Below are 14,186 nucleotides of genomic sequence, written 5' to 3' on the forward strand. Positions count from 1 at the left end.
GGACAGCGGCCCCGGCCGCCGCAGCGCACATCGCAACGGGGAAGCACGACGTGCAGGCAGGACCAGTCGACCGCTGGCGTGTCCGTACCTCGTCGCCACTCGTGAGCGACGGAGGGGAAGGACACGTGGCCATGTTGGTGTATCGGGGCGAGGAAACGGCGCGACTCCGCGAGTTTCTCGAGGCGGACCCCAGGGCGGGGAGACCCGGCCCCCGCCTCGCGGTCATCAGCGGCGCGGCCGGCATGGGCAAGACCGAACTCCTCCACGAGATCGCCGACTTCGCCGCGGCGAACCGGGTCACCGTGGTGAGCGCCGTGGCGGCGCCCACGGAACAGGACCTGCCGTACGCGGTACTGGAACAGCTCCAGCAGGACGTGCCGGCCGAGCCGGAGCACCGGACGGACCCCCCGGGCCGCCCGGAAGCCGCGGCGACCTCCGCGCCCGTCTCCCAGGTCCCGCTGCGGGTCCTGAGTGAGCTGACGCGCGGGCTCGGCGCCCCGGCCACCGCCGGGCGGGTGCTGATCACCGTCGACGACATCCAGTTCGCGGACGCCCAGTCCCGCCAGGTCCTGGAGTACCTCCTGCGGAACTCCGGGTTCTCCGGTCTGTCCGTGGTGGTGACGGAAGGGCCCGCGGCGACCGGGGAGGCCTTCTGCGCCGACGCGTCACCGGAAGCCGGCCGCGTACTGCGTATGCGGCTCGGACCGCTCGGCGTCGAGGACGTCGCCCGGCTGCTCGCCGACCAGCTGCCCGCCGCCGAGGCCACCCACCTCGCCCCGGACTTCCACCGGGCGACGGGCGGCAACCCCATGCTGCTCAAGGCGCTCGCCGCGGACCAGCTCCTGCCGTCGGCCGCCCGCCGGGGCGGCGGGACTCCGCAGGCCGGCGACCTCTTCCGGCAGGCCGCGCTGCGCTGTGCACAGCGCAGTGGTGACTACGCCCTGGCCGTCGCGCGCGGTCTCGCGCTGCTCCGGGAACCCCCGACCTCGCCGAACGTGAGTCTGCTGCTCAGCGTCGAGGACCAGACGATCCGGTCGGCCGCGGCCGCCCTGGAGGACGCGGGCATCCTGTACGGACGCCAGTTCCGCCACGAAGCGATGGGGGAGGCCGTACTGGACGACCTGTCGACCGAGGAGGCCGCGCGGCTGCACTACTGCGCGGCCAAGCTGCTGCACCAGGGCGGTGCGGATCCCGTGCGGGTGGCGACTCAGTTGCTGGCCCAGGATCTGCGGGGGCCGGTGGACGAGGCATGGGTGTGGGAGGTCCTCCAGGCGGCCGCCCGCCAGGCCCCGGCCGGGGGCGAGCCCGACTTCGCGATGCGGTGCCTACAGATGGCCGAGCGCTGCTGCGGGGACGAGGCGACCCGGTTGTCCATCCGGGCCCAGCTGGCCGAACTCAACTGGGGCTACCAGCCGGCGACCGCCGCCCAGCAGGTGCGGTCACTGGCGCTGCCGGCCCGCGACGGCCGGCTGCCGATCAGCTACACCCTGCGGCTGGTACCCAAGCTGATGTGGTACGGGTACGTGGACGAGGCGACCGCCGCCCTCCGGCTGGCGAGCACGACCGCCGCCGAGACGCACGCGCCACGCCTGGAGGACGAGGTCAAGGCGACCCGGTTGCAGGTGGCCGGTACGTACCCGGACGCCCTCACGGAGAACGACCGGGCTCCGTACGCCGAGCGGCGGCCGGAACCGGAGGCGGCCATCGCGGTGACCGGATCGGCAGCGACCGAAGCCGCGGCCACCGCCCCCGTGCTGACGAAGCCCACCCTGACGAAGCCCACGCTGACGAAGTCCACGGCGTCCCACCCGGCCCCGACCGCACTCAGGCCGACCGCACCCGCCCCACCCGCATCCACCCCACCCGCATCCGCCCCGACGAAACCCGCCCCGGGTGCCGCTGCCCGCGCCCGGGTCCGGGTGTTCGGCGCGCTCAACTCCGTACTGGGTCTGCGGTCGGGGTCTACGGCGGTGGCGGACGCCGAGCAGATCCTGCGGTCCACCATGCTGACCGAGACCACCGCCGAGATGCTGCTGGCCGCGCTGGGCGCCCTCATCCTCAGCGATCTGCTCGCCTCCTCGGCCCGCTGGTGCGACCGGCTGCTCGGGCAGGCCCGCGGCAAGCGCGCCGTGGCCATGCTCATGGCCGTCCGGGCGCACATCTACCTGCGGCAGGGCAATCTCACCGCGGCCGTGGAGCGAGCCGAGGCATCGCTGGCGCGGCTGCCCGCGCACGGCTGGGGCGTCGGCATCGGACTGCCCCTGTCGGCGCTGGTGGAGGCCCGCACCCGCATGGGGCACCACGAGGCGGCGGCGGAACTGCTCGAACGGCCGGTACCCGACGCGATGTTCAGGACCCGCTACGGACTCTCCTACCTCCACGCGCGCGCTGCGCTCCAGCTACAGACCGGGCGTCACCACGCCGCTCTCGCCGACTTCCTGCGGTGCGGCGAACTCATGATGGCCTGGGGCATGGACTCACCCGCCCTGGTGCCGTGGCGCACCGGTGCGGCGCAGACCTGGCTGAGGCTTCAGGATTCCGAACGGGCCGCGGCCCTGGTCGAGGACGAACTGTCCCGTACGCACCCCGAACATCTGCGCACCCGGGGCGCCGCCCTGCGGGTGCTGGCCGCCGCCCGCCCCCTCCCGCAACGGCCCGCCCTGCTGGAGGAAGCCGTGCGACTGCTCCGCGACGCCGGTGACTCGTACACCCTGGCCCTGGCCATGACCGACCTCGGCCACGCCTACAAGCGGCTCGGCGCACCGGCCAAGGGACGCGGGCTGGTCCGGCAGGCGGGGCAGATGGCCGACATCTGCGGCGCGTACGAACCCTTCCGGGCGCCCCAGCCCGCGGCGGCCCGCGTCGCCCCCGCCCGTGTCGCCTCCGCCCGCGTCGCCCCGGCCGGTCCCGATCCCCTGTCCGAAGGGGCGGAACCGGCCTCCGGGGCCGGGATCCGCGCGGAGGAGGCCCTGACCGAGGCCGAACGCCGGGTGGCCAGGCTGGCCGCGCTCGGCCACACCAACCGCGAGATCTCCAGCAAGCTCTTCATCACCGTCAGCACGGTGGAGCAACATCTCACCCGGGTCTACCGGAAGATCAACATCAGGCGCCGACAGGACCTGCCGACCACTTTGGACTTCGATGTCGCCGACTGCGCCTGAACGACAACTCCTCGCCGTGAGCGATCTGCACGTCGGGATGGCCGACAACTGGCCGATCACCGAATCCCTGCACCCGCGGAGCGACGGGGACTGGCTGATCGTGGCCGGGGACGTCGCCGAACTGACGCAGGACATCGAGCGGGCACTGCGGATGCTGGCCGACCGCTTCGCCAAGGTGATCTGGGCGCCGGGCAACCACGAACTGTGGACGCCGCGCGAGGACCCGGTCCAACTGCGCGGCGAAGCCCGCTACCGGCACCTGGTGGAACTCTGCGAAAGCCTCGGCGTGGTGACCCCGGAAGACCCCTACCCGGTCTGGGACGGCCCGGGAGGCCCCCTCGCCGTGGCCCCGCTCTTCGTGCTCTACGACTACACCTTCCGGGCGCCCGGCGCCCGGACCGAGGAGGAGTCGCTGGCCCGCGCCTACGAGGCGGGTGTGGTGTGCACGGACGAGTTCCTGCTCCACCCCGACCCCTACCCCGGCCGGGCCGCGTGGTGCCGGGCACGCGTCGCGGAGACCGAACGCCGCCTGGCGGCGCACGACCCGGACCTGCCCCTCGTACTCGTGAACCACTTCCCGCTGGTACGGCAGCCCACGGACGTCCTGTGGCACCCGGAGTTCGCCCAGTGGTGCGGCACCGAGCTGACCGCCGACTGGCACACCCGCTTCAACACCGCCGCGGTCGTCTACGGGCATCTGCACATCCCGCGCACCACCTGGTACGACGGGGTCCGCTTCGAGGAGGTCTCCATCGGCTACCCGCGCGAGTGGCGCAAACGCGGCCACCCGCGAGGCCTGCTGCGCCGGATCGCTCCGTTCACACCGGAGACCGTGGCCGCGCAGGGCACCGCCGACCGACTGAAGGAGCGTCCATGATCAGCCAGTTGCTGCCGAAGACGGTCGTCTGCGCGGAGTCCTACGAGGACGGGCAGAACCCGGAGGCGGCCCTGTATCCCCAGGAGGCGGCCCTCGTCGCGTCCTCGGTGGCGGGACGGCGCGCGGAGTTCGCGACCGTACGGGCCTGTGCGCGGCGGGCGCTCGCCGGTCTGGGGCTGCCGCCCTCGCCGGTGCTGCCGGGGGTGCGCAATGTGCCGCAGTGGCCGAAGGGCGTGGTGGGAAGCATGACCCACTGCGCGGGTTACCGCGCCGCGGCGCTGGCCAAGGCCGACGACGTCCTGGCGGTCGGCATCGACGCGGAGCCCGACGGGCCGCTGCCCGACGGCGTACTGGGGGCGATCGCACTGCCGCGTGAGGCCGCGTGGGTCCTCGCCCCGGGGACGGCCGGTCCCGTGCACCGGGACCGTCTGCTGTTCAGCGCCAAGGAGTGCGTCTACAAGGCCTGGTTCCCCCTCATCCGGCGCGAGATCGACTTCGATGACGCGGAGATCACCTTCAGCGATGCCGGCGGATCGTCCGGCACGTTCTCGGCGCGGATCCTGCGTCCGGGGCGGCTGCCCGACGGGGGGCCGCTGACGGGTTTCACGGGCCGTTGGCTCGCCCGGGACGGGCTGCTCGTCACCGCGATCGCGCTGGAGACCCAGGGACCCACCCGCTGACAAAAAGCGGACGCCGGTTCCGACGGTCGATCGGAACCGGCGCCCGCCGGACGCTGCCGGACGGGGGACCGACAGCGGTTCATGGGGGCCTGACGTAGCGTCAGGCCGGATTTACGCGGTGGCGACGAGCGACTCGAGGTGGGTGACGACCTCGCCGATGCCGGGAAGGCCGAGCATCTGCCGGTGGGCGCTGCGCATGCCCGCCTGGATCCGGTCGTCGCCGAGCACCTGCTTGCAGGCCAGGGCGACGCCCTCGGCCGTCACGTCGGTGACGTGGGCGCCCAGGCCCAGCTCCGCCAGCCGCTCGGAGTTGTGCAGGTGGTCGCCGAACTGGGGCAGCGACACCATCGGCACACCCTGCCGGATGGCCTCACGCACACTGTTGTAGCCACCGTGCGTCACGAACAGCTGCGCGCACTCAAGGAGTTGCTGCTGCGGCAGCCAGTCCATCACGGTCACGTTGTCCCCCACCGTGACGCCGTCGACGGGGAAGCCCGCGGTGGCCACGACCGCGTGGCAGTCGAGGGAGGAGAGCCCCTCGATGATGGCCCGCAGCGTGTCGGAGGGGTGGAGCATGCCCTCGGGCGGCTCGACGCCCTGCTCCTTCATGCCCATCACCGTGGGCAGTGCGCTGCCCACCGAGGCCACCACCAGCGGGCGGTCGCCCGGCAGTTCGGCCAGCTCGGCGGGGAGGCCCTGCGTGCCGTGCAGCGCCGCGGGCTGCTGGTAGGCGAACGCCTGCGGTGCGGGGTAGCGGGTGAAGGAGAACGCGTGGGGGACGCAGTCGATGCGGCCGAAGGGGTAGACCGACCACGGCTCCGTCTGGGGCGGCAGGCCGACGTCGACGCGCCGCTCGTTCAGGAAAGGCAGCAGGCCTTCGGGATCGGTGACATTCGTCGGCCCCGAGGGGCAGGAGACGTGCGGAATGCCGAGCGCTTCGGCGACCAGTACGCCGGTCAGTTCGCCACCGTCCCGCAATACCAGATCGGGATTCCACTCCCGGGCGATCGGAATGATCCGCTCGAAGGTGGTGGTGATATGCGGGCCGCCGCCCCAGAGGATCATCTGCAACCTGTTGTCGACGACGATCTCCTCGCCGGGGTTGCTCTCCTCGAAGCGGGCCCGCAGGGAGAATATGGAGTGCATGATCTCCGGAATGCCCGGCATCACGGGCCGTACGGTGACCGGCGAACCCTCGAATACGGGGACGAGGTGCTCGGGCACCGTGGCGAGAACCTCGTGGCCCGCCTCGGCCAGCGCCCGCGCCAGCGGCAGCACCTCATTGGCATGCCCCTGAGTTCCGGTCACCGTACAGAAAACTCGCATTTCCAGATCTCCCTGACGTTCCGTGTGTGCCGCGCCGGCCCAATTACCTGAAGTGAATGTTTCCGGCCGGCGAGAGGCGGCGACAACCCCTATCCGCCCCTCCCGTACGACGGTCAGGCGGCGGTGGTCTGCTTGGTCCGACCCGCGGACGCCACGGGCTTCGGCCGCCGGATCCAGCGGATGGCGACACCGACCGTGCGGACCAGAACCATGGCCATGGCCATCAGGACGAAGAAGGCGGCCACCCCGTCGGGGTCGATCTGCTGCTCGACCGTCCACTTGCCGAAATCGGCGCGGAAGGAATCGATGTTCTCCAGCGACCAGATGAACGTGAGCCGACTGACGAGCACGATCAGCCAGATGGCGAGGTAACTCCAGCCGGCCCGGGTGTAGGTCTTTCCGGTGGCCGTGTCGTTCTCGACGGTCATGGTGTAGAGCAGTCCGACACCGATGACCGCGCCGATGGCGATTCCGACACCGGCCGACGTGAGATTGGGCTGCGTCGTCTTCATGTTGTGGAGCATGTCGTAGGCGAAATAGGCCACGAGCCCCAGCGGCATGAGCAACTTGAGGAGTCCGAAGCGATGCCGCCCCACCTGGGTGGTAAGGACGATGGTGATCAGGATCCCGGCCAGGAACAGAGCATCCAACATGGCGTCAGTCACTGCGTACCTCCGCTTCTTTCTCGTGCTTCGTTCGTGCGTATGAAGGAAGACTAGGAGCCGCGCGAATTCCCGTCCTGGGGTCACGGGTGGAGAAAGGGGGTGGAGACCGGGACTTCGGTTTCCACCCCCCACAGCCCTCCGCAGGGAGGACCCGGACGGACCGCTACGCCGACGGGTCCAGGCGCGCGAGCCACTCGTGCACGGCCCGTGCCGTCTCGCCGGCGTGCTCCTCCATCATCGAGAAGTGGTCGCCCGCGGTGTCCAGCGCACTGTGCTCAAGGCGCCAGGAGGACTGCCAGTTCGCCGTGTGCCGCCAGTTCGGCAGCGGCTCCGAAGCCCTCACCAGCAGCGTGGGCGTGGCGATCGGCTGCGGCTGCCAGGCGCCGAAGACGCGGAAGTACCCCGCCATCGCGGTGAGCCGCACATCGCCGAGCGCCCCCAGGCCACCCGCCGCCGCGCCCGCCGTCGCCCCGGAGTCCGGCCCCCGCTCGTCGGCCGGGGACCCGGCGCCCCCGATCCGCGTCTGGACCCCCTCGAACGCCTGCGCGTCCAGCGGGTAGATGTCCATCAGGACCAGCGCCCGCGGCTGTACGCCCAGCGACTCCAGGCGGCTCACCAGCGCGTGCGCCAGCATGCCTCCCGAGGAGTGCGCGGCCAGCACGAACGGCTTGCCGTCCGTGTGGGCGAGCAGCGACTCGGCGTGTGCCGCGGCCAGCGCGTCCACACTCGCCGGCAGCGGCTCCCCGGGAACGAAGCCGGGCGCCGGCAGCACCGACACATCACGGACATCGCGGAGCGCGGCGGCGAACCGGGCGTACTCGTGCGGCCCCGACATCGGCAGGACCGAGGGGATGCAGACCAGTTCGGCACCGGACTCGCCCTTGGCCAGCCGGACCACGTCCAGCTCGTCGGACAGCTCCGCGGACGATTCGAACGACGGCCGGAACTCCGAGGCGCTGGTGAGCAGCGTGACGAACTCCTGGAGCCGGCCCAGCTCGCCCGCACGCCGCGCCATCGCCCCGAACACGCTCTCCTGACCGGCCGCGGCGGGCTCGTCCCCTTCCTCGGGGCGCGACGCGGCCGCCGCTCCCATGGCCCGGGTGAGATAGGCGGCCAGCGCCTCCGAGGTGGGGTTCTCGAAGGCGACGGTCGCCGGCAGCCGTACACCGGTCGCCGCGCCCAGGCGGTTGCGCAGTTCGACCGCGCTCAGCGAGTCGAAGCCCATCTCCAGGAACCTCCGGGTGGGCGCCACCGCGTCCGCGTCGGCATAACCGAGGACGGAGGCGGCCTGAGTACGGACGTACTCCAGCATCGCCGCGCCCCGCTCGTGCTCCGGCAGCCCGGCCAGCCGCTCCGTCAGCGACGGGCCCGCGGCCTGTGCCCCGCCCGCGGAACGCCGGGCGACGGTCTTGACGAGGCCCCGCAACAGCGGCGGCACGCCCGCCGGATCCGCCTGGGCGCGCAGGCCCGCCAGGTCCAGCCGCATCGGCACGAAGAGGGTGCGCTCGTGGTGCCACGCCGTGTCGAACAGCTCAAGCCCCTCCTGCGAGGTGAGGCCGGGTATCCGGTTCCCGGTGCGGGCGGCGGCGTCCTCGCCGTTGGCCTCGCCGATCGCGCCGAGGCTGTCCAGCCACAGTCCCCAGGCCATCGAGGTGGCCGGCAGGCCCCTGACGCGCCGGTGCTGGGCGAGGGCGTCGACGAACGCGTTGGCGGCCGCGTAGTTGGCCTGGCCGGGGTTGCCCATCACACCGGCCGCGGACGAGAACAGTACGAAGGCACTGAGGTCCAGATCCTCGGTCAGCTCGTGCAGGTGCAGCGCGGCGTCGACCTTGGGGCGCAGGACCTTCGCCAGCCGCTCGGGGGTGAGCCCGTCGAGGACACCGTCGTCCAGCACCCCGGCGCTGTGCACCACCGCCGTCAGCGGATGCTCGGCGGGCACATCGGCGAACAGCGCTTCCAGCGCGGCCCGGTCGGAGGTGTCGCAGGCCACCAGCCGGACATCGGCGCCCAGCGCGGTGAGTTCGGCCGTCAGCTCGGCGGCTCCCGCCGCCCGCATGCCGCGCCTGCTGGTCAGCAGCAGATGGCGCGCGCCGTGCTCCGTCACCAGGTGGCGGGCGACCAGGGCGCCCAGTGTCCCGGTGCCGCCGGTGATCAGCACGGTCCCGTCCGGGTCGAGGGCCGTACGCCGTACCTCACCGCCCGTCGGATCCGCCCCCGCACCGCTCTCGCCGGCCACCGGGACCCGCGCGAGACGCGGGGTCAGCGCGCTGCCCGCACGCAGAGCGATCTCCGGTTCCCTGGAGGCCGCCGCGGCCCACAGCGCTTCGGCCGAGGACCGCTCACCGTCGAGGTCGACGGTGATGAACCGGTCCGGGTTCTCCGCACGCGCGGAACGCAGCAGACCCCACACCGGGGAGTCGGCCAGGCCGGGAACGTCCTCGTCGAGGCCGGTGGCCACCGCGTTGCGGGTCACCACGACCAGACGCGCGTCCGCGAGACGCGGCTCCGCCAGCCATGCCTGGACCAGTTCGAGCGCCTCGCGGGCCGCGCGGTGCGCGGCCTCGGCGGTCCCGGCCGCACCACGGGAGCCGATCTCCGAGGCCAGCCCGAGCGGCGCGAAGACCAGCTCGGGAACCGGCCCGCCCGCCGCCAACTCGGCAGTCAGCGCCCCGAGATCGGCGTGTACCGGGCCCGTCGCGCCGGGCAGTTGGGCACCGATCACGGCGTACGGTGCCTGCGCGCCGGCCGCCGGGAGCGGCAGCGGCACCCAGTCGACCTGGAACAGCGACTCGTGGTGGCGCGTGCTCGCCGCGCTCAGCTTCTCGGCCGAGATCTGCCGCACCACCAGCGCGTCGGCGGCCACGACCGGATGCCCGGCGGCGTCACCGACCTGGAGGGAGAGTGCCTCCTCACCCTCGACCGGCGCGAAGCGCACCCGCAGGGCCTTCGCACCCTTCGCGTACAGGCTGACGCCGCGCCACGAGAACGGCAGCCACAGCCCGCCCGCGTCCGAGCCGTCCGCCCCGTCGACCGTCGCCGCCGCCACGGCGTGCATCGCCGCGTCCAGCAGCGCGGGGTGCACCCCGAACTCCGCGGCCGCGGAGTGCAGTTCCTCCGGCAGGTCGATCTCGGCGAAGATCTCCGAGCCGCGCCGCCACACCCCGCGCAGCCCCTGGAACGCCGGTCCGTAGCCGATCCCGGCGGCGTGGAACTCGTCGTACAGGCCGTCCACCGGCACCGCCTCGCCGCCCTCGGGCGGCCACGCCGTGAAGTCGAACGACGCGGGCGCGGCGGATCCGGCGAGGGTGCCCGTGGCATGCCGGGTCCACGGCTGCTCGCCGGTGGCATCGTCGGGGCGGGCGTGGACGCTGACCGCGCGCCTGCCCGTGGCGTCGGGCGCGCCGACGACGAGCTGCACCGCGACACCGCCCTCCGCGGGCAGGATCAGCGGGGCCTCGAACGTCAGCTCCTCAAGCACCCCGCAACCCACCCGGTCACCGGCGTGCAGGGCCAGCTCCACGAAGGCGGTACCCGGCAGCAGCACGGTGTCCAGCGCGGCATGGTCCGCGAGCCACGCGTGCGTACGCAGGGAGAGTCGGCCCGACAGCAACAGACCGTCCTCGTCGGCCCGTTCGATGACGGCGGCCAGCAGCGGATGACCGGCCGGGACAAGCCCGGCGGACGTCACGTCACCGTCGTAGGGCCCCGGCTCCAGCCAGTAGCGGCTGCGCTGGAACGCGTACGTCGGCAGCTCCACCCGGCCCGCGGGGCCGGGGCTGATCACGGCGTCCCAGGCGGGCTCGGCCCCGGCGGCGTGGGCGGCGGCCAGGGCGCCGAGGAAGCGCCGCGCCCCTCCCTCACCGCGTCGCAGGGTGCCCAGGACGACGGCCTCGCCACCGGCGCTCTCCAGGATGCCCTGGAGCGGCACCGTCAGCACCGGATGCGGGCTGACCTCGATGAACATCTGGTGACCCGACGCCAGCAACTCACGTACCGTGCCGTCGAACTCAACGGTTCGCCGCATGTTCTCGTACCAGTACGCGGCGTCCATCGTGGCGGTGTCGAGCAGCTCACCGGTGACGGTCGAGTACAACGGCACCCGAGCCGCCCGCGGCACGACCGGGCCGAGGTCGGCGAGGATCCGCTCCCACAACGGCTCGACCTGCGCGGAGTGCCCGGCACCCAGCGCGCCCGGCACGCGCCGCACCCGTATCTCCGCCGCCTCCATCGCGGCGACGAACTCGTCTACGGCGTCCGGCACACCGGCCACCACACACGCGCCGGGCCCGTTGACCACCGCGATCGACAGCCGGTCACCGTACGGCGCGATGCGCTCCCGCACCGACTCCACCGGGGCGAGCACGGACGCCATCGCGCCCTTGCCGATCAGCGCGAGCAGCGCCCTGCTGCGCAGCGCGACGATGCGGGCGGCGTCCTGGAGCGACAGCGCGCCCGCGACGTACGCGGCGGCGACCTCACCCTGTGAGTGGCCCACGACGGCGGCGGGCTCCACGCCGCAGGACCGCCACAGCGCGGCGAGCGACACCATCGTGGTGAACAGCATCGGCTGGAGCACATCGAGGAGTTCCGGGTCCGGCGCGCCCGGCGTCCCGCGCAGGGCGTCGGCCACCGACCAGTCGAGGAACTCGGCGAAGGCGGCATCGCACTCGGCGACGGAGGCCGCGAACACCGGCGACGACTCCAGCAGGCCCGCGGCCATGCCGAGCCACTGCGAGCCCTGCCCCGGAAAGACGAACGCGATCTTCCGGTCCGGCCGGGCCATGCCCTGGACGATCAGCGCGTCCCCGGCCTCCTCGCCCGTCTCCGTGGCGCCGTCCGCGAGCGCCGCGAGACCCCGCAGCAGCCCTTCACGGTCGTCGGCGACCACGGCGGCCCGGTAGTCGAACCGGGCGCGCGTGGTCACCAGGGAGTGCGCCACGTCCGCCGGGTCCAGCTCGGGCCGGGCGGCGACATGGGCGCGCAGCCGTTCGGCCTGACCTCGCAGCGCCTGCTCCGACTTGGCGGACAGGAGCCAGGGCGCGGCGACCTCCGCCAGCGGCCGGGCGGCGGCCTGCGGGGAACCCTCCGCGGCGGCGTTCTCCGCCGGGTCCCGCGGCGCGGACCCGGCGTCCACCGGCTCGGGGGCCTGCTCCAGGATCACGTGCGCGTTGGTGCCGCTGACCCCGAACGACGAGACGCCCGCACGGCGGGGCTCCCCGGACTCGGGCCACGGCCGCGCCTCCTTGAGCACCGCGACGGAACCGCCCGACCAGTCGACCTTCCGCGTCACCTCACCGACGTGCAGCGTCTTCGGCAGCACGCCGTGCCGCATGGCCATCACCATCTTGATGACGCCACCGACACCGGCCGCGGCCTGCGTATGCCCCACGTTGGACTTGAACGAGCCGACCCACAGGGGCCGTTCGGCGTCACGCGCCTGACCGTAGGTGGCGATCAGCGCCTGCGCCTCGATCGGGTCGCCGAGCGTGGTCCCGGTGCCGTGCGCCTCCACCGCGTCCACCTGCTCCGGTGCGAGCCGGGCGTTGGCCAGCGCTTCCTGGATGACGCGCTGCTGGGAGGGCCCGTTCGGGGACGTCAGACCGTTGGACGCGCCGTCCTGGTTGACCGCCGTACCCCGGATGACGCCCAGGATCCGACGGCCGTTGCGGCGCGCGTCGGAGAGCCGCTCCAGGAGCAGCATGCCCGCCCCCTCGGAGAACCCCGCGCCGTCCGCGTCCTCGGAGAACGCCTTGCACCGGCCGTCCGCCGCAAGACCCTGCTGCTTGCTGACCTCGATGAAGGTGCCCGGCGCGCACATGACGGTCGCGCCGCCCGCCAGCGCCATGGAGCACTCGCCGCCCCGCAGCGCCTGAACCGCCAGGTGCAGCGTGACCAGCGACGACGAGCACGCGGTGTCCACGGTCACGGCCGGACCGACCAGGCCGAACGTGTACGACACCCGGCCCGAGGCCACGCTCCCCGAGGTGCCCGTGCTGAGGAATCCGCCGACGCCCTCCGGCAGCACGGGCGCCTGCGCCAGGTAGTCGGTGTTGTTCATCAGGCCCGCGAACACACCGGTCCTGCTGCCCCGCAGCTCGGCCGGGTTGATCCCCGCGCTCTCGAACGCCTCCCAGGACGCTTCGAGCAGCAGCCGCTGCTGCGGCTCCGTCGCGAGCGCCTCGCGCGGCGAGATGCCGAAGAACGCGGGGTCGAACTCGGCGGCGCCGTGCACGAACCCGCCGTACACGGTGTCGGAGGTGTATCCCTCACCCTCCTCGCCGGAGCCCTGGAGCGCCGCGATGTCCCAGCCGCGGTCGGTGGGGAACTCCGTGACGCCGTCCCGGCCGTCGCGCACCAGCTCCCAGAGCCCGTCCGGGTCCTCCACCCCGCCCGGGAAGCGGCAGCTCATACCGACGATCGCGATGGGCTCGTGCGCGCCCGCCTCCAGCTCGCCGAGGCGCTGACGGGTCTGGTGCAGATCGGCCGTGACCTGCTTAAGGAAGTGGCGGAGCTTTTCCTCGTTGGACATGGTGACGCTCTTCTCCTAGCGGGTCAGGAAATGCCGAATTCTCGGCCGATGAACTGGAACATCTCGTCGTCGCTCGCGGAGTCGATCGCGTCCGCCACCGACTCCGTCTCGGCGACCTCGTCGCCGCCGCCCCCGCCCAGGCGGGCCAGCAGCGTCTGGAGGCGGGTGCTGATACGGACCCGCTCGCCGCCGTCCGGGTCGAGCGAGGAGAGCAGCGACTCGAGAGCGTCCAGCTCGTCGTGCACACTGCGCCCGGCTCCGTCGCCGTCGGGCAGCGCGCCCAGCAGGTACTCGGCGAGTTCGACGGGGTTCGGGTAGTCGAAGACCAGCGTGGCGGGGGGCCGCAGCCCGGTCGCCTTGCCCAGCTGGTTGCGCAGCTCGACGCCGGTCAGCGAGTCGAAGCCCAGCTCCCGGAAGGCACGGTCGGCGGGCACCTCCGACACACTCGCGAAACCGAGCACCGACGCGGCCTGCCGCCGTACGAGATCGAGCAGCGCGGCACGCCGCTCCTCCCGCGACAGCCCGGCGAGCCGCTGCGTCAGCGTTTCGCTCTCGGCCGGTGAAGCGGCCTGCGCGGTACGGCGGTTCGGTGCGCGGACGAGACCGCGGAGCAGCGGGGGTACGCCGGTCGAGGTGGCCTGGGCGCGTACGGCGGCCAGGTCGAGGTGCATGGGCACGAGCAGGGCCTGCTCGGTGGCCCACGTGGCGTCGAGGAGGTGGAGGCCCTCGGCGTGGGTGAGGCCGGTCATGCCGCCGCGGCTCATGCGGTCGGCGTTGGCGCCGCCCAGGTCGGCGGTCATGCCGCCGGTCTGTTCCCAGGCGCCCCAGGCGAGGGAGGTGGCGGGCAGTCCCTGGGTGTGGCGGTGGTGGGCGAGGGCGTCGAGGAAGGTGTTGGCGGCGGCGTAGTTGGCTTGGCCGGGGTTGCCGAGGACGCCGGCGGCGGAGGAG

General features: G+C 73.0%; 6 protein-coding genes and 1 pseudogene. 3 read left to right on the top strand and 4 right to left on the bottom strand.

The window, feature by feature from the left end:
• The first annotated feature begins 131 nt into the window (after nucleotides 1–131).
• From IG54_RS38555 to IG54_RS0132630, 3 genes are read left to right on the top strand one after another with little or no spacing between them, the layout of a single operon-like run.
• Entirely contained in the window at nucleotides 132–3,161 is a 3,030-nt protein-coding gene (locus IG54_RS38555; protein WP_037898181.1) for a helix-turn-helix transcriptional regulator, read from the top strand.
• A complete protein-coding gene (locus tag IG54_RS0132625; protein WP_051820256.1) occupies nucleotides 3,142–4,038 on the top strand; it encodes a metallophosphoesterase family protein in 897 nt (298 codons plus the stop codon). Before IG54_RS38555 ends, IG54_RS0132625 begins: the two co-directional genes overlap by 20 nt.
• Complete coding sequence (locus IG54_RS0132630) at nucleotides 4,035–4,718, top strand: 4'-phosphopantetheinyl transferase family protein (protein WP_030793075.1); 684 nt, start codon at nucleotides 4,035–4,037, stop codon at nucleotides 4,716–4,718. Before IG54_RS0132625 ends, IG54_RS0132630 begins: the two co-directional genes overlap by 4 nt.
• 111 nt (nucleotides 4,719–4,829) lie before the next feature.
• Here the strand turns inward: IG54_RS0132630 and IG54_RS0132635 are convergent, their stop codons facing one another.
• From IG54_RS0132635 to IG54_RS0132650, 4 genes and pseudogenes are all read right to left on the bottom strand, one after another.
• The gene (locus IG54_RS0132635; protein WP_199809623.1) at nucleotides 4,830–6,026 is read right to left on the bottom strand and encodes a glycosyltransferase; all 1,197 of its coding nucleotides are present in this window, start codon (nucleotides 6,024–6,026) and stop codon (nucleotides 4,830–4,832) included.
• Between the two features lie 131 nt (nucleotides 6,027–6,157).
• The gene (locus IG54_RS0132640) at nucleotides 6,158–6,709 is read right to left on the bottom strand and encodes a DUF1453 family protein (protein ID WP_030793081.1); all 552 of its coding nucleotides are present in this window, start codon (nucleotides 6,707–6,709) and stop codon (nucleotides 6,158–6,160) included.
• A 163-nt stretch (nucleotides 6,710–6,872) separates the two neighbouring features.
• Nucleotides 6,873–13,235, bottom strand: a pseudogene (locus IG54_RS0132645) (type I polyketide synthase); the annotation flags it as partial.
• Between the two features lie 26 nt (nucleotides 13,236–13,261).
• Nucleotides 13,262–14,186, bottom strand: a 925-nt coding sequence (locus IG54_RS0132650) for a beta-ketoacyl reductase (RefSeq protein WP_030793086.1), incomplete at its 5' end; no start/stop codon positions are given.

It is taken from the genome of Streptomyces sp. NRRL S-920, assembly GCF_000717945.1.
Taxonomy (GTDB): domain Bacteria; phylum Actinomycetota; class Actinomycetes; order Streptomycetales; family Streptomycetaceae; genus Streptomyces; species Streptomyces alboniger.

Bases quoted from the DNA above. Each gene is read 5' to 3' on its own strand.
- IG54_RS0132630 (WP_030793075.1), top strand. From the start codon at position 4,035: ATGATCAGCCAGTTGCTGCCGAAGACGGTCGTCTGCGCGGAGTCCTAC.
- IG54_RS0132625 (WP_051820256.1), top strand. From the start codon at position 3,142: ATGTCGCCGACTGCGCCTGAACGACAACTCCTCGCCGTGAGCGATCTG.
- IG54_RS38555 (WP_037898181.1), top strand. From the start codon at position 132: ATGTTGGTGTATCGGGGCGAGGAAACGGCGCGACTCCGCGAGTTTCTC.